Annotated in this window: 14 protein-coding genes; 6 read left to right on the top strand and 8 right to left on the bottom strand. The window is 72.3% G+C overall.

The features are described from left to right. Nucleotides 1-1488: an FAD-dependent oxidoreductase gene (locus AB0J67_RS19820; protein ID WP_363484521.1), complete on the bottom strand. Its 1488-nt coding sequence runs from the start codon at nucleotides 1486-1488 to the stop codon at nucleotides 1-3. Continuing rightward, complete coding sequence (locus AB0J67_RS19815) at nucleotides 1485-3626, bottom strand: molybdopterin oxidoreductase family protein (protein ID WP_363484518.1); 2142 nt, start codon at nucleotides 3624-3626, stop codon at nucleotides 1485-1487. The genes AB0J67_RS19820 and AB0J67_RS19815 overlap by 4 nt, the downstream gene beginning before the upstream one ends. 317 nt (nucleotides 3627-3943) lie before the next feature. On the opposite strand from AB0J67_RS19815, the gene AB0J67_RS19810 reads away from it, so the two are divergent. Beyond that, nucleotides 3944-4204: a DUF6364 family protein gene (locus tag AB0J67_RS19810; RefSeq protein WP_363484515.1), complete on the top strand. Its 261-nt coding sequence runs from the start codon at nucleotides 3944-3946 to the stop codon at nucleotides 4202-4204. Beyond that, on the top strand, nucleotides 4194-4487 hold the full coding sequence (locus AB0J67_RS19805) for a type II toxin-antitoxin system PemK/MazF family toxin (RefSeq protein ID WP_363484512.1): 294 nt from the start codon (nucleotides 4194-4196) through the stop codon (nucleotides 4485-4487). The genes AB0J67_RS19810 and AB0J67_RS19805 overlap by 11 nt, the downstream gene beginning before the upstream one ends. A gap of 143 nt (nucleotides 4488-4630) precedes the next feature. Here the strand turns inward: AB0J67_RS19805 and AB0J67_RS19800 are convergent, their stop codons facing one another. From AB0J67_RS19800 to AB0J67_RS19790, 3 genes are all read right to left on the bottom strand, one after another. After that, nucleotides 4631-5131 carry a MarR family transcriptional regulator gene (locus tag AB0J67_RS19800; RefSeq protein ID WP_363484509.1) on the bottom strand — a complete coding sequence of 167 codons (501 nt, stop codon included), beginning with the start codon at nucleotides 5129-5131 and terminating at the stop codon, nucleotides 4631-4633. 53 nt (nucleotides 5132-5184) lie between these two features. Continuing rightward, nucleotides 5185-5778, bottom strand: a complete 594-nt coding sequence (locus tag AB0J67_RS19795) for a malonic semialdehyde reductase (protein ID WP_363484506.1) — start codon at nucleotides 5776-5778, stop codon at nucleotides 5185-5187. Between the two features lie 183 nt (nucleotides 5779-5961). Further along, nucleotides 5962-7305: a nitrate/nitrite transporter gene (locus AB0J67_RS19790; RefSeq protein ID WP_363484503.1), complete on the bottom strand. Its 1344-nt coding sequence runs from the start codon at nucleotides 7303-7305 to the stop codon at nucleotides 5962-5964. A 345-nt stretch (nucleotides 7306-7650) separates the two neighbouring features. Here AB0J67_RS19790 and rplM point away from each other — a divergent pair, with 345 nt between their 5' ends. The 3 genes from rplM to glmM all read left to right on the top strand — a co-directional run bounded on the left by rplM (nucleotide 7651) and on the right by glmM (nucleotide 10099). After that, nucleotides 7651-8094: a 50S ribosomal protein L13 gene (gene rplM, locus AB0J67_RS19785; RefSeq protein ID WP_281303234.1), complete on the top strand. Its 444-nt coding sequence runs from the start codon at nucleotides 7651-7653 to the stop codon at nucleotides 8092-8094. A gap of 20 nt (nucleotides 8095-8114) precedes the next feature. Next, nucleotides 8115-8594: a 30S ribosomal protein S9 gene (rpsI, locus tag AB0J67_RS19780; RefSeq protein WP_212839733.1), complete on the top strand. Its 480-nt coding sequence runs from the start codon at nucleotides 8115-8117 to the stop codon at nucleotides 8592-8594. Nucleotides 8595-8755: 161 nt separating this feature from the next. After that, nucleotides 8756-10099, top strand: coding sequence for a phosphoglucosamine mutase (gene glmM, locus AB0J67_RS19775; protein ID WP_363484499.1), 1344 nt, complete (start codon nucleotides 8756-8758; stop codon nucleotides 10097-10099). Nucleotides 10100-10296: 197 nt separating this feature from the next. Here glmM and AB0J67_RS19770 read toward each other — a convergent pair whose 3' ends face one another. Continuing rightward, a complete protein-coding gene (locus tag AB0J67_RS19770) occupies nucleotides 10297-10836 on the bottom strand; it encodes a hypothetical protein (RefSeq protein WP_363484496.1) in 540 nt (179 codons plus the stop codon). A 174-nt stretch (nucleotides 10837-11010) separates the two neighbouring features. Between AB0J67_RS19770 and glmS the strand changes: the two genes are divergently transcribed. After that, nucleotides 11011-12915 (top strand): glutamine--fructose-6-phosphate transaminase (isomerizing), encoded by a 1905-nt coding sequence (gene glmS, locus AB0J67_RS19765; RefSeq protein ID WP_363484493.1) that lies wholly within the window; start codon nucleotides 11011-11013, stop codon nucleotides 12913-12915. A 119-nt stretch (nucleotides 12916-13034) separates the two neighbouring features. Here the strand turns inward: glmS and AB0J67_RS19760 are convergent, their stop codons facing one another. Further along, the gene (locus AB0J67_RS19760) at nucleotides 13035-14813 is read right to left on the bottom strand and encodes an alpha/beta hydrolase (RefSeq protein WP_363484490.1); all 1779 of its coding nucleotides are present in this window, start codon (nucleotides 14811-14813) and stop codon (nucleotides 13035-13037) included. Next, nucleotides 14810-15136, bottom strand: coding sequence for a type VII secretion target (locus tag AB0J67_RS19755; protein WP_363484487.1), 327 nt, complete (start codon nucleotides 15134-15136; stop codon nucleotides 14810-14812). Before AB0J67_RS19755 ends, AB0J67_RS19760 begins: the two co-directional genes overlap by 4 nt. Nucleotides 15137-15393 lie beyond the last annotated feature (257 nt).

The following is a 15393-nucleotide window of genomic DNA, read 5'->3' as shown; positions in this document are numbered from 1 at the left end:
TCAGGACACCCCCACACTGTCTGAGGTGGACAGCCACCCGACGATGCCGTCAACCGCGTCCTTGCAGCTGCCGCAGCCGGTGGTGGCTCGGGTCTGGGCGACGACGTCGTCGATCGTGCGGGCGCCGGAGCGCCAGCAGCGCACCAGCGCGCCCTTGGTGACCGTGTTGCACTGGCACACGGTGGCGTTGTCGGGCATGAGCGCGGGCGTGGTCGTGGCGACCGGCGCCTCCCCGCCGCCCAGGGCCCGGCCGAGCAGCAGCGCGCGCCGGTCGCGTGGCACCAGGCCGCGCCGGTCGAACAGCTGGATGACCTGGCCGACGCTCGGGTTGTCGCCGAGCATCACCGCGCCGGCCAGCCGGTCGTCGCGGATCAGCAGCCGGGCGTACGTGCCGCGGGCCGGGTCGGCGAAGCTGACGTCCTCGCAGGCCGGATCGGGCTGCAGGGTGCCCATGGCGGCCAGGTCGATGCCGGAGGCCTTGAGCCGGGTCACCGGCGCGCTCGGCACGTACACCGCGTCGGGGTCGGCTCCGGACAGGCGGGCGGCCAGCACCTTCGCCTGCTCCCAGGCGGGCGCGACCAGGCCGCCGACGACCTCGCCGAACTGCGCGCAGTCGCCGATCGCCGAGATGCGCGGGTCGGAGGTGCGCAGCCGCTCGTCGATGACGATGCCGCGCTCCACCCGCAGCCCGGCGGCGCGGGCCAGGGCCGTGTCGGCCCGCACGCCGCAGGACAGCACCAGCAGGTCGGCGCGCAGGTTGCGGCCGTCCAGCCGCAGCGTCACGCCGTCGGCGTCGGCGCTCACCCCGGTCGCGGACGAGGCCAGGTGCACCGCCACGCCGTGCTCGGCGAGCGTGCGCACCAGCACCGCGCTGGCGCCCGGGTCGAGCTGTCGCTCCATCAGGTGGCCGACGCCGTGCACCACCTCGACGGCCAGGCCGCGCCCGGCCAGGCCGCGGGCGGCCTCCAGGCCGAGCAGGCCGCCGCCGAGCACGAGCGCCGAGCGGGCGCCCTCGGCCGCGTCGATGATGCGCCGGCAGTCCTCCAGGGTGCGGAAGGCGGCGACGCGCGGGTGCGGTGCGTCCAGGCCCGGGATCGGCGGCACGATCGCCTGCGACCCGGTGGCCAGCACCAGGTGGTCGTAGCCGAGCACCTCGCCGTCGTCGAGGGTGACGGTGCGGGCGGCGCGGTCGATCGCGGTGACGGCGACCCCGGTGCGGGTCTTCACCCCGTGCCCGGCGGCCTCGGTGAGCGTGATGTCGCCCTCGGCGTGCTTTCCGGCCAGGACGCTGGACAGCAGGATGCGGTTGTAGGCCCGGTGCGGCTCGGCGCCGAGCACGGTGACCTCGACGCCGGGCGTGGCGGACAGCTCGGTCGCGAGCCGGGCGCCGGCCATGCCGTACCCGACGATCACGACGTGGTTGGGGGAGACGTGGGGTCGCTCGACTGGCGGCACGCCGCCGCGCCGCTGGGTGTTACCTGGGTTCATGGCGTCACCGGCTCGATTCGTACGGCACAGACCTTGAACTCCGGCATCCGTGAGATCGGGTCCAACGCGTCGCCGGTGAGCGTGTTGACCCGGCCCGCGCCGGAGTAGTGGAAGGGTGCGAAGAGGGTGTCGGGGCGGATCGTGGTGACGATCCGGGCGGGTGCGGTCATCTCGCCGCGTCGGCTGATCACCCGCACCTGGTCGCCCTCGGCCAGTTCCAGCCGCTCGGCCAGGTCCGGGTGCAGCTCGACGAAGGGCCCGCCGGGCAGCGCCGCGATGCGGCGGGTCTGCGCGCCGGACTGGTACTGCGCCAGCACCCGCCCCGTGGTGAGGTAGAGCGGGTACTCGGCGTCGATCTCCTCGGCCACCGGCCGGTGCTCCACCGCGATCATGCGGGCGCGACCGTCCGGGGTCGGGAAGCCTTCTTCGAAGAGCCGCGGCGTGCCTGCCCGGTCCGCTGCGGGGCAGGGCCAGAAGACACCCTTCTCGGCGTCCACCCGCTCCCACGTGACGCCGGCGTAATCGGCCACCCCACCAGCGGTGGCACGCCGCAGCTCCTCGAAGACGGCGTACGGCTCCGCGGCGAACCGCGCAGACCGTACGCCACCGGCGCCGGAGCGACCGTCGCCGGTTCGGCCGAGCCGGGAGGCCAGCTCGGCCATCACCGCCAGATCCGTCCCTACCCCTGGCGGTGGCTTGCGCAGGGCCCGGCGCCGCAGCACCCGGCCCTCCAGATTGGTCATGGTGCCGTCCTCCTCGGCCCACTGGGCCACCGGGAGCACCACGTCGGCCAGCGCGGCCGTCTCGCTGAGCACGAAGTCGCAGACGACCAGCAGGTCCAGCGACTTCAGCCGTTCGGTGATCCGGCCCGCGCGCGGCGCGGAGACCACCGGGTTGGAGCCGAAGAGCAGCATCGCCTTCGGGCCGCCGGGCTGGCCCAGCGCGTCGAGCAGCTCGTAGGCGGACAGGCCGGGGCCGGGCAGGCTGTCCGGGTCGACGCCCCACACCGCGGCCACGTGCGCGCGCGCCGCCGGGTCGTCGATCCTGCGGTATCCGGGCAGCTGGTCGGCCTTCTGGCCGTGCTCACGGCCGCCCTGGCCGTTGCCCTGGCCGGTGAGGCAGCCGTAACCGGAGCCGGGCCGGCCGGGCAGCCCGAGCGCGAGCGCGAGGTTGATGAAGGCGGTGACCGTGTCGACGCCCTTGCTGTGCTGCTCGGCGCCGCGCGCGGTGAGGATGATCGCCCGGTCGGCGTTGGCCAGCGCGCGGGCGGTGGCCTCCAGGTCGGCGACGGGCACCCCGGTGATCCGCTCCACCCGGGCGGGCCAGTAGCCGGCCACGGTGCGGCGGACCTCGTCCCAGCCGGTGGTGCGCGCGGCCAGGTATGCCGAGTCGGTCAGGCCCTCGGCGACCACGATGTGCAGCAGGCCCAGGGCCAGCGCCAGGTCGGTGCCGGGGGTCGGCTGCAGGTGCAGGGTGGCCGCGCGGGCGGTCGGCGTGGCGCGCGGGTCGACCACGATCTGGGTGCCGCCGCCGGCGCGCTGCTCGGTCAGGTAACGCGCGAACGGCGGCATGGTCTCCGCCACGTTCGCGCCGATCAGCAGCAGGGTGTCGGCGCCGGAGATGTCGGCCATCGGGAACGGCAGGCCGCGGTCGATGCCGAAGGCGCGGTTGCCCGCCGCCGCGGCCGAGCTCATGCAGAAGCGGCCGTTGTAGTCGATGTTGGCGGTGCGCAGCACGACCCGGGCGAACTTGCCGAGGGCGTAGGCCTTCTCGTTGGTCAGGCCGCCGCCGCCGAACACCGAGACGGCGTCGCGGCCGTGCTCGGCCTGCACCCGCTCGATGCCCGCGACGATGAAGTCGTACGCCTCGTCCCAGGTCGCCGGCTTGCCCTTGATCAGCGGGGTGGTCAGCCGCTCGGGGTGGTCCAGCAGCTCGGCCGAGGTCCAGCCCTTCTGGCACAGCCCGCCGCGGTTGGTGGGGAAGTCGCGCGCGCCGACCTCGACCCGGCCGTCCGGCCGCTCCCGCAGCGTCATCCCGCACTGCAGCGCGCAGTAGGGGCAGTGCGTCTCGACCTCGCGCCCGCTCGCCACCACGGGGAGCCCGGTGGCGGGAGTGGCGGATGGGGCCGAGGGAGTCATGTGCGAAATCCTGCGGGCCGGGAGTTTCGCCTCAGCGTCCCTTGTGTTTCCAACCTGCTAAGACCAGCGCACGTCGCGCGCGAAACCGCTGTTGGTGACGCTGGGGTGATCGATCGCACGGCGGCGGGGGCCGTTCGGGCCGGTCGGCCGTCCAGTGATGACGATGATCGTCCGAATGGTCGATTATCCCATCCGGGCGCTAACGGTTACGATGACGTCACAGTGCGTAAAACTGCTCAGATTGGGTGATTTTCACTCATGCATCTGGCACGAAGAACAGGATGACTCGTGGTCACACCGGGCGTAATCTAATCGGCATGACTGCCAAAGTAACGCTGTCCTTCGCGGACGAGACGATTGAGGAAGCGCGCCGTTACGCCGAGCGCGACGGGCTGTCGCTGTCGGCCTGGATGGACCAGGCGGCCCGCGAGAAGGCCCTACGGGAGCTGTTCAGCGCCCACGCGGACGTGGTGCGCCGGGCGGGCGTCGACCGCTTGGAGAAGAACGCGCTCGACGACGAGCAAGAGGTCGAATTGGTACGCCTGGAACTGTCAGGACGGGGGCGGCGTGCTGCGTAGAGGCGAGATCTGGCGGATCGACGGTGCCCGGGAGCGGCTCGGCCTGGTCATCAGCTCGGATGTGTACAACAGCACGGACGTGCCGATCGTCATCGTCGCGGAGGTCGTCGAGGAGGACGAGCTCCGCGACTCGCCGCTGGCGGTGCCGATGGGCGAACTGATCATCATGCCGGACCGGGTGTCCTCGCCCATGAAGAAGTGGTTCACCGACATGGTCGAGGTCTGCGACACCGACACCATGCGCCGCGTGGGCCGGGCCCTGCGCATCATCCAGGACCTCTGACGCCCCGGCTCGGCAAGGAGCCCGCGTAGCGGCGACGCATGACTCGGCAAGGAGCCCGTCGGAGCGGCCGCTCGGTGTCATCCGGAGCGAAGCGGAGGATGACTGCCGGTTAAGGCCGCGTAGCGGGCGACGCATTAATCAGCTCAGCACTCCGTCTCGTCCTTGGGGCACTGCGCCCGGATCGAGGTCTGCAGGGGAGTGAACATCTCCGTCAGCTGATCGAGCTGCTCGGGGGTCAGCCGGTCGATGAAGACCGAGCGCACCAGCTCGACGTGATGCGGCGCGACCCGCCGGATCGTCTCCCACCCCTGGTCGGTCAGCACGGCGAACTGCCCCCGCCGGTCGTCGGGGCAGCTCTGGCGGCGGACCAGGCCCTCGCGCTCCATCCGGGTGATCTGGTGGGACAGGCGGCTCTTCTCCAGCAGCATCGTCTGCGACAGCTCCGACATGCGCATCCGCCGCTGCGGAGCCTCGGACAGGCACACCAGCACGCCGTAGTCGGTGCCCGACAGGCCGTGCTGGGCCATGCCGCGCTCCATCTCGGCCAGCACCAGCTTGGCCGTGAAGATGTAGCTGCGCCAGGCCGCCTGCTCCTTGTCGGTCAGCCAGGGGACCTCTGTCGTCTGCACTGCGGTGGTCGCCATGAATCACACCCTAGAGGGGTGGGGGCAGCAGCTCCCACCCCTCATCGTCTCGATCAGGCCGTCGTCACGACTTCGTCGTACGCCAGTCGGGGGTTGCGGTCGAACCAGGCGTTCTCGCCCGGCTTGCCGATGTTGACCACGGCCAGCACCCGGTGCTCGCCGTCGGTGAAGAACTCCTTCTCCACGCCGGCCGCGTCGAAGCCGGTCATCGGGCCGGCGGCCAGCCCGGCGGCGCGGACGCCCAGGATGAAGTAGCCGACCTGCAGCGCGCCGTTGAACCGGGCGGTCTCCGCGCGGGCGGCGTCGTCACCGGTGAACCAGTCGCGCACGCCCGGGGCGTGCGGGAAGGTCCGGTCGAACTTGTCGTGGAAGTTGGTGTCGGCGGCCAGCACGGCGACCAGCGGGGCGGCCGCGGTCTTGGCCTGGTTGCCCTCAGCCATCAGCGCCACCAGGCGCTCGCGGGCCTCCGGCGAGCGGACCAGCACCACCCGCAGCGGCTGCATGTTCAGCGAGGTGGGCGCGTACTTGACCAGCTCGTAGATGGCCTGCACCTGCTCGTCGGTCACCGGCTCGTCACTGAAGGTGTTGGCGGTGCGCGCGTCGCGGAACAGCAGGTCCTGCGCGGACTGGTCGAGAACGATGGACATGGCGTCTCCTTGGAAGTTCGGTCGGGCGGTGTCGGCCGCCTGTCCTCAACTTTGGTGAAAGTTCAACCATTTGGCAAGCCACATGGATGTGGCATATGCGACACCACCAACCCGTGACCTGGGAATACGAATGGCCCCGACCCCGGCAGGCGGGCCGGGGTCGGGGCGGGAGGAAGGTCGGGGTCAGACGCCCGCGTGGGCGAGGCTGGGGGCCTGCGCGACCAGCACGCGCCGGCGCAGGTAGCACCACCAGGTGACGGCGAGGCAGACGCCGTACATCGCGGTGAACCAGCCGAACGCGGTGCCGATGCCGCCGGTGGCGTTGATCGAGTCGCTGATGGCGCGCGGCAGGTAGAAGCCGCCGATCGCGCCGATGGCGCCGGCGATGCCCAGGGTCGCCGCCGACTCCCGCTTCGCGGTGGCCAGGTCGGGCGAGGTGGCCGCGAAGATCGCCGGGATCATGCGGTACGTCGACCCGTTGCCGGCCCCGGCCGCGGTGAACAGCAGCAGGAACGCGGTGAGGAAGCCGGCCATGCTCTTGGCCTGGACCGCGGTGATCACGCCGTACGAGCCGAGGCCCATGACCACGAAGCAGGCCGCGGTGACCCGGGCGCCGCCGATCCGGTCCGACAGCCAGCCGCCGAACGGGCGGGCCAGCGAGCCGACCAGCGGGCCGGTGAAGGCCAGGGTGATGGTCGCCGCGCCCAGGTGGGCGACCGGCGCCTGCGGGAACTGCAGCTTGAGCACCAGCGGGAAGGCGGCCGAGTAGCCCAGGAACGAGCCGAAGGTGCCGATGTAGAGGAAGGACATGATCCAGGTGTGCGCCCGCTTGACCGTGGCGAACTGGGCCTTGAGCGGCGACTTCGCCATCTCCAGGTTGTTCATGTACAGGCGGGCGCAGAGCGCGGCGGCCAGCACCAGCGGCAGCCACATCAGGCCGCCGTAGACCAGGCCGAACGACAGCGCGATCGGCACCACCAGCTGCATCACGCTGATGCCCAGGTTGCCGCCGGCCGCGTTCAGGCCGAGCGCCGTGCCCTTCTCCTTCTCCGGGTAGAAGAAGGAGATGTTGGTCATGGAGGAGGCGAAGTTGCCGCCGCCGAGGCCGGCCGTGGCGGCGAGCAGCAGCACCACCCAGTAGGCGGGCTTGGCGGTGACCGCGAACACCATGCCCGCGATCGGGATCAGCAGCAGCAGTGCGCTGATCATGGTCCAGGTCCGGCCGCCGAACCGGGTCACCGCGAAGGTGTACGGGATGCGCATCAGCGCACCGATCAGGTTCGGCAGCGCGACCAGCCAGAACTTCTGGTCGACGGTGTACGGGAAGGTGGTGGCGGGCATGGCCACCACCACGACGCTCCAGAGCGTCCACACCGAGAACCCGAGGTGCTCCGCGAAGATGGAGAAGATCAGGTTCCGCCGGGCGACGCGGCGGCCGGTGGACGCCCAGAACTCCGGGTTCTCGGGATCCCAGTGGCTGATGGCGGCGGGCTTCGAGCTCGTCGGCACAGGCGCGGTGACGGTCATGGCGACGAAGTTACGAACGTGTGATTGCCATGATGTTCCGCGACCTGTACCCGGGGTGTGAATCCCACCGCACCGTGCGCCGTCCGCCGCTGTGAGCTTGGCCTGCGGAATCGGACACGGGACGGCATACCACAGGGTCAGCAGGCCGTTTTGACCTCACTGCGGGGCAGCGGGTATCGTTAGCGGCTGTTGTGCGAGAGGTGGCGCCGAGCCGGTAGTCCTGATGCTCAGGTAGGCTTGTCGTTCGCGCGCCGGTCCGTGTTTGCGGCCGGCCGGCATCGCAGAATCCGTTGGTCGTGGGATTGCCCGCGATCACACAGACCTACGACGAGACAAGGTAGACCTGTGCGTACGTACAGCCCGAAGCCGGGTGAGATCGAGCGTCAGTGGCACGTGATCGACGCTTCTGACGTCGTGCTGGGCCGGCTCGCCACCCACACCGCCAACCTCCTGCGCGGTAAGCACAAGCCGACTTTCGCGCCGCACGTCGACACCGGCGACTTTGTGATCATCATCAACGCCGGCAAGGTTGCCCTCACCGGCAACAAGCGCGCGACCAAGATCGCGTACCGGCACTCCGGTTACCCCGGTGGCCTCAAGCAGGTCGGCTACGAGGAGCTGCTCACCAAGCGGCCCGAGAAGGCGATCGAGCTGGCCGTCAAGGGCATGATCCCCCACAACAAGCTGGGCCGGCAGATCCTGTCGAAGCTCAAGGTCTACGCCGGTGCGGAGCACCCGCACGCGGCGCAGCAGCCGGTGCCGTTCGAGATCAAGCAGATCGCGCAGTGAGCGCGGACGAAGGAATCACCATGACCGACACTTCCGTGCCGACCCAGGCCGTGGTCGAGGCTGAGGCCTCGGTCGCCGTCGCTGCCAAGCCGGCCACCCCGAAGTTCAAGGGCGACCGCCCGATCCAGACCGTCGGCCGCCGCAAGCAGGCCGTCGTCCGGGTGCGCCTGATCCCGGGCACCGGCAAGATCACCTGCAACGGCCGTGAGCTGGAGAAGTACCTCCCCAGCAAGGTCGCGCAGCAGTCGGTGCGGGAGCCGCTCGTGCTCGCGGAGAAGGGCGAGACGCTCGACGTCGTCGCCAACCTGCGCGGCGGCGGCATCAGCGGTCAGGCCGGCGCGCTGCGCCTGGCGATCGCCCGCGCCCTGTGCGAGCTCGACCTCGACGACCGCCCGGCGCTGAAGAAGGCCGGCTTCCTCACCCGCGACGCCCGCGTCACGGAGAGCAAGAAGTACGGTCTCAAGAAGGCCCGCAAGGCTCCGCAGTACTCGAAGCGTTGATCGCTTTCAGCTGCTGAACGGCCGGGCACGCTCCTGCTTCCAGGCGGGATGGCGTGCCCGGCCGTTCGACTTTTCCCCTTCTTCCGGCCACGGCTGCGCGTACCCGCGAGCCGGGTCGTGTCGTACCCCCTCCTTTCGCACCCCACAGAAAGGGCCACCGGATGGCACGCCTCTTCGGCACCGACGGCGTACGCGGCCTGGCCAACGCGGACCTCAGCCCCGAGCTCGCGCTCTCCCTCGCCGTCGCGGCGGCGCACACCCTCCCCGACCAGGCGGACCGGGTCTCCCCGCCGCTGGTGGTGGTCGGCCGTGACCCCCGGGCCAGCGGCGAGATGCTCGAGGCGGCCGTGGTCGCGGGCCTGGCCAGCGCCGGTGCCAACGTGGTCCGGGTGGGCGTGCTGCCGACCCCCGGGGTCGCCTTCCTGACCGCCGAGGTGCGCGCCGACTTCGGCGTGATGATCTCCGCCAGCCACAACCCGATGCCCGACAACGGCATCAAGTTCTTCGCCGCCGGCGGGCACAAGCTGACCGACGAGCAGGAGGACGCGATCGAGGCCGCGCTCGGCGCGACCTGGACGCGGCCCACCGGAGCCCAGGTCGGCCGGGTGCACGACCTGCTCGACGGCGCCGAGCACTACACCTCGCACCTGGTCGAGGCGACCGGCCGCCCGCTGTCCGGGATCAAGGTCGTGCTGGACTGCGCCCACGGCGCGGCCAGCGACGTGGCGCCTGAGGCGTTCCGGGAGGCCGGAGCCGAGGTCGTCGCGATCAACGCCGAGCCGGACGGGCTGAACATCAACGACGAGTGCGGCGCCACGCACCTCGGCCCGCTCAAGGCCGCCGTGGTCGAGCACGGCGCCCACCTGGGCATCGCCGTCGACGGCGACGCCGACCGGTGTCTCGCGGTGGACGCCTCGGGTGCCGAGGTGGACGGCGACCAGATCATGGCGATCCTGGCGCTGGCGATGCGCGACGCCGGTACGCTCGCCGAGGACACCCTGGTCGCGACCGTGATGAGTAACCTCGGGCTGCGCATCGCGATGCGCGAGGCCGGCATCAAGCTGGTCGAGACCAAGGTCGGCGACCGGTACGTGCTGGAGGAGCTGCGGGCCGGCGGGTTCAGCCTGGGCGGCGAGCAGAGCGGCCACGTGGTCTTCACCGAGCACGCCACCACCGGCGACGGTGTCCTGACCGGCCTGCGTCTGCTGGCCCGGGTCACCGAGACCGGCAAGCCGCTGGCCGAGCTGGCCGCCGTGGTGCGCCGCCTGCCGCAGGTGCTGATCAACGTCCGGGTCGCGGACAAGGGTGTGGCCCGCGCACCGGAGATCCTCGCCGCGGTCGCCGCCGCCGAGGCGCAGCTGGCCGGCAGCGGCCGGGTGCTGCTGCGCCCGTCGGGCACCGAGCCGCTGGTCCGGGTCATGGTGGAGGCGTCCACCGAGGACGTCGCCCAGAAGATCGCCGAAGGCATCGCCGCCGACGTCCGCGCCGCCAGCCCCGCCGCCTGACGACGCGGCCCGCGCGGTCGCCCCGTCGCCGGTCGGCGAAGATCGCTGTTTCGTGTCAGAAACTGTGGTCTGGCCTCACTCCCTGACCCGAAGCAGCGATCTCCACGAACACGAGCACGGCCTCCCCGGCACATGTCGGGGAGGCCGTGGCTGTTTCGGCAGGTCGTGGCCGCCGGGTGGGCGGGTCGCGTGGGTGGTCAGCCGCCGACGAAGACCGAGGTGCAGATGGCGGTGGCGCCGGTGGCGCTGGCCCGCTTCTGCTCCTTGCCGTCGATCGAGATGCTGCAGCCGTCCAGCTTCGTGTCCGCACCGCCGCCGAGCGCGATCACCGAGACGGCGAACGAGTCCGAGCTGACCGTGATCTCCTTGCTCCAGGGCAGGGTGGCCGTCTCGCTCTCGGTGCCACCGGTGCCCAGGCCCCAGGTGACGACCGTCGTGCCGGTGCCCTCGATGGTGTAGCGGACCGTGTGCGAGCCGCCGCCCTCACCGGTGACCACGCCCATGCTGGGCAGCGAGTCCTCGATCTCCTGGACCTTGTCGCCGGTCCAGTCGAGGACGAAGTATCCGACGGCGCCGCAGCCCACGCAGAGCAGCAGCACGACGCCCAGGATGATCCCGACGATCATGCCCGCGTTGCTCTTCTTGGCCGGCTGGATCGGGTTGACCTGGTATGCGGGCGCGCCGTACGGCGGGGGCGACGGCGGCTGGTTCGGGTCGTACGGAGGGGGGTAACTCATGCGCGGATGGTAGGCCAGGCGGGCTCGCCGATCACCTCCGCTGCCGCCAACCCGTCACTATTCGGGCGCGCGCGAGCGGGCGCCGAGGTCCGTCCGCATTGCAATCAGATCGCGTGCGTGAATGCCCCGGTTCCGAGCATGCAATATGAGCGAAACTCCGCTAAGGTAACGGGCATGTGCGGGATCGTGGGATACGTGGGCGGCCAGTCGGCCCTTGGTGTGGTGTTGGAAGGGCTGCGGCGCCTGGAGTACCGGGGTTACGACTCCGCCGGTGTCGCCGTGCTCGCGAGCGACCGGCTGCTGCTGGCGAAGAAGGCCGGCAAGCTGTCGAATCTGGAGAAGCTGCTGGCCGAGGCGGCCGAGGCCGACCTGCGTGCGGGCACCACGGGCATCGGGCACACCCGCTGGGCGACCCACGGCGGCCCGACCGACCGCAACGCGCACCCGCACCTGTCGGCCGACGGCCGCATCGCGGTGATCCACAACGGCATTATCGAGAACTTCGCGAAGCTGCGGGCCGAGTTGCAGGCAACCGGCGTGGAGTTCGCCAGCGACACCGACACCGAGTGCGTGGCGCACCTGCTGGCCGCGGAGCTGGCCGGCGTCGCGGGCAGCGCGCAGGCGCTCGCCGACGCGATGCGCGCGGTCTGCAACCGGCTGGAGGGCGCGTTCACCCTGCTCGCGGTCGACGCCCAGGCGCCGGGCGCGGTGGTCGGCGCGCGCCGCAACTCGCCCCTGGTGGTGGGCCGCGGCAACGGCGAGAACTTCCTCGCCAGCGACGTCAGCGCGTTCATCGAGCACACCCGCGAGGCGGTCGAGCTGGGCCAGGACCAGGTCGTCCTGATCACCGCCGACAGCATCGAGATCACCGACTTCGCCGGCAACCCGGCGCAGGGCCGCGACTACCACGTCGACTGGGACGCCCGCGCCGCCGAGAAGGACGGCCACGCCTGGTTCATGCTCAAGGAGATCGCCGAGCAGCCGCAGGCCGTCGCCGACACCCTGCGCGGGCGCATCGGCGAGCACGGCGAGATCATGCTGGACGAGGTCCGGCTGACCGACCAGGACCTGCGCGACGTGGACAAGGTCTTCATCGTCTCCTGCGGCACGTCGTACCATGCCGGCCTGGTCGCCAAGTACGCCATCGAGCACTGGACGCGCATCCCGTGCGAGGTCGAGCTGGCCAGCGAGTTCCGCTACCGCGACCCGGTGCTCGACCGGTCGACGCTGGTCGTGGTCATCTCGCAGTCCGGCGAGACCATGGACACGCTGATGGCGCTGCGGCACGCGAAGGAGCAGAAGGCCCGCGTGCTGGCCATCTGCAACACCAACGGCTCGACCATCCCGCGCGAGTCCGACGCGGTGCTCTACACCCACGGCGGTCCGGAGATCGCCGTCGCCTCGACCAAGGCGTTCCTGACCCAGCTCGCCGCCTGCTTCCTGGTCGGCCTGCACCTGGCCCAGGTGCGCGGGGTCAAGTACGCCGACGAGGTCGGTGCGGTGCTGGCGCAGCTCCAGGAGATGCCCGCCAAGATCGAGAAGGTGCTGGCGAGCATGGACCCGGTCCGCGAGCTGGGCCGCCAGCTGGCCGAGACCAACGCCTCCACGGTGCTGTTCATCGGCCGCCACGTCGGCTACCCGGTGGCGCTGGAGGGCGCGCTCAAGCTCAAGGAGCTGGCATACCTGCACGCCGAGGGCTTCGCCGCGGGCGAGCTCAAGCACGGCCCGATCGCGCTCATCGCCGGTCCGGCCGGGGACGGGCGGGCGTTCGACCGGGGCACCCCGGTGGTCTGCATCGTGCCGTCGCCCGCGGGCCGCGGTGTGCTGCACGACAAGATCGTGAGCAACATCCAGGAGGTGCGCGCCCGCGGCGCCCACACCATCGTCATCGCCGAGGAGGGCGACGACGCCGTCGTCCCGTACGCCGACATGCTGGTGCGGGTGCCGCGGACGCCGACGCTGCTGGCGCCGTTCGTCACCACCGTGCCGCTGCAGGTGCTCGCCGCCGCGATCGCCGACGCCAGCGGGCACGACGTCGACCAGCCGCGCAACCTGGCCAAGTCCGTCACGGTGGAGTAGCCGACCGGCGGGTCCGGCCAGGTGCCGCCACCATGCGCCAGGGCGGCGTGACCGAACCCGGCCGTCCGGTCGGGTGCGTCGGTTCGTCGTGACCGGGCCTGGTCGTCGGGTCGGGTGCGTCAGGGCGGCGTGGCCGGGCCTGGCCGTCCGGTCACGATCCCGGCCATGGCGCGCAGCGCCGGGCTGCCGGAGTCGAAGTAGCTCGCGTGGGCGTCGATCGGATCGGCGCCCACGCCCGCCGGGAACACCCGCGCGCCGAACTGCGCCGACGCCGGGTCCACGCCGTGCCACAGGTCGGCGTTGCCGCCGAGCACGGCATCGCTCACCGCGCCCAGCGCGATCAGCCCCGGCCCGCCGAATGCGCCGAGCGCCGCCTCGCCCGGCGACGGCGCGTACCGGATGATGTCGTTGGGTGCGGTCGACGCCCAGACGTGCTGCGGATCGCGCAGCTCGGCCGCGTGGTCCACGCCCATCCCAGGACTGCCCAGGGCCACGATCTCGTCCGCGGCGACCGCGCCGTCGCGCTCGGCCAGCCCGACGGCGAGACTGCCGTACGAGTGCCCGATCAGCGTCAGCCGCGCCGGCTCGCCTTCGTGCGTGACGCCCAGCCCGGCCTGGAACGAGGTCAGCTCGGCCCGCGCCGCGACCGCCGCGTCGTCGCGCGCGGCGTCCAGCCCGTTCGGCGCGTCGTAGCCCAGCCACATGATCGTGGACGTGCTCGCGTCGGGCGCGTGCGCGGCGGCGTGCTGCTGCAGCGTCGCGGCCCGGTCGAGCTCCCCGCCGAACGAGTCCAGCGACGTGCCCGCACCCGGCACGTACGTGGCGACGTTGTCGCTGACGTCCGGGTCGCCGAAGGACACCACTGCCCGCCCGTCGCCGCCCGCGCCGAAGCGGAGCAGGTAGGGCCGCGGGTCGACGCCGGCCAGCCGGTGGTAGAGCCCGCTGAGCGCGTCGAGGCGCTCACGTGCCGCCGCGCTGCCCGCGTCAGCGGCGACCTCGGCCCGCAGCCGGTCCAGCTCCCGGTCGAGCAGGTCCCGGTTGGCCCGGTCGCGGGCGGTCACCGGGACGCCGTCCAGCCCGCCGATCTGCTCGGGGCGGTGCGCCACCAGCCAGCGGCGCTCGGCGTCGGTGAGCCCGGCCCACCACTGCGCCACCTGCAGCAGGCCGACCCCGGTGGGCACGGTCGCCGGACCTCCCGCCCAGCCGGTGCGGGCGGCCGCGGCCAGTTCGGTGAGCGCCCGCGCGGTCTCGGTGTCACTGCGCTCGGCCGCAGCCAGCACCGCGTCGATCTGCGCGGCCAACCGCACGGCCAGGGCCACGTCGGCCTGCCCCGGCATCCCGCCTGCGCCACCGCCACCGGCCGCGCCGCCGCGGGCACCTGCGCCACTGCCGCCACCGCCGCCTGCGTGACCGCCACCCGCCCCGCCGCTGCCGCCTGAGCGGCCGCCATGGTCAGTGCCGGGCCCGCTGATCATGCCCGGCCCGGGTGCCAGGCCGCGACCACCGGAGCGGCCGTCCAGACCGTAGCCGGCGGCCGGGGCGACCACGCTCACGTCGCCGTTGGCCGAGACCCGGACGGCGGTGCCGCGGATGGTCGCGAGCGCGTCGGCGAGGCGCTGCCGGAGCACCTCGATCCGGGCGGCGTGCCGGGACAGGAGCTGATCGGCCTCCAGCAGCGCGCCCGGCGCGACCGCGAGCCGCCCCGCCACCTCCGCGCCCGACCGCCGGGCCGCCTCGGCGGCGGTGCCGCCGCTCCACGCGCGGTCCAGCCGGGCGAGCCGCGCCGCCAGATCGTCGGCGTGCTCGTCGACGCGGCGGCTCAGCCCGCGCCAGCCTGCCGCGCTGTGGCTCCACAGGCCCGGATCGGCGTCGCGCAGCTGCGCGTACGTGACGGTCATCGGCGGGCCGCCGCGGTGATCCGGCGGGCCAGGGCCGAGTCGCGGTCGGCGTAGCTGAGCCCGGCCACCCGCAGCCGTCCGCCGAACTCGGCGAGGTCGTCGGCGACGCCGGCCAGGTGCGCGGTCACCTCGTGCGCCAGCGCCGCCTGGGCGGCGCCGACCGCCCACCCCGGCGGTGAGCTGCGCAGACCCGTCGCGGCGGGTGCCTCCCGGGCGAGCGCGCCGGACAGTCCGTCCAGCCCGGCGGCCAGCCGGACCAGTTCATCGGGCTCTACACGCACCGGCTCGACCGGCGCGTTCCCCTCAGCGAAGGTGGGTTCCATGCCAGGGATGCTCCCGGCCGGAAAACCGCCCCCGCACCCCCTGTGGATAACTTCCGGCCCGGTTACCCACAGGTTTTCCACAGCCCTTGTCCACAGGCCGGCGCCGCTGCTAGGCGGTCTGCGGGCGCCGTACCAGCGTCGATCTTGCGCGAACTGTTGCCACGATGCCGGGGCGGCAGGAGCCGCTCGTGGTGGAGAGCGCGCGCGGGGTGCGGCTGCGGCTGGCCGACGGGCGCGAGGTGGTCGACGGCATGTCG

Source organism: Catellatospora sp. NPDC049609 (assembly GCF_040675365.1).
In the GTDB taxonomy this organism is placed as follows: Bacteria; Actinomycetota; Actinomycetes; order Mycobacteriales; family Micromonosporaceae; genus Catellatospora.
This window is presented reverse-complemented; position numbering and strand designations above follow the sequence as displayed.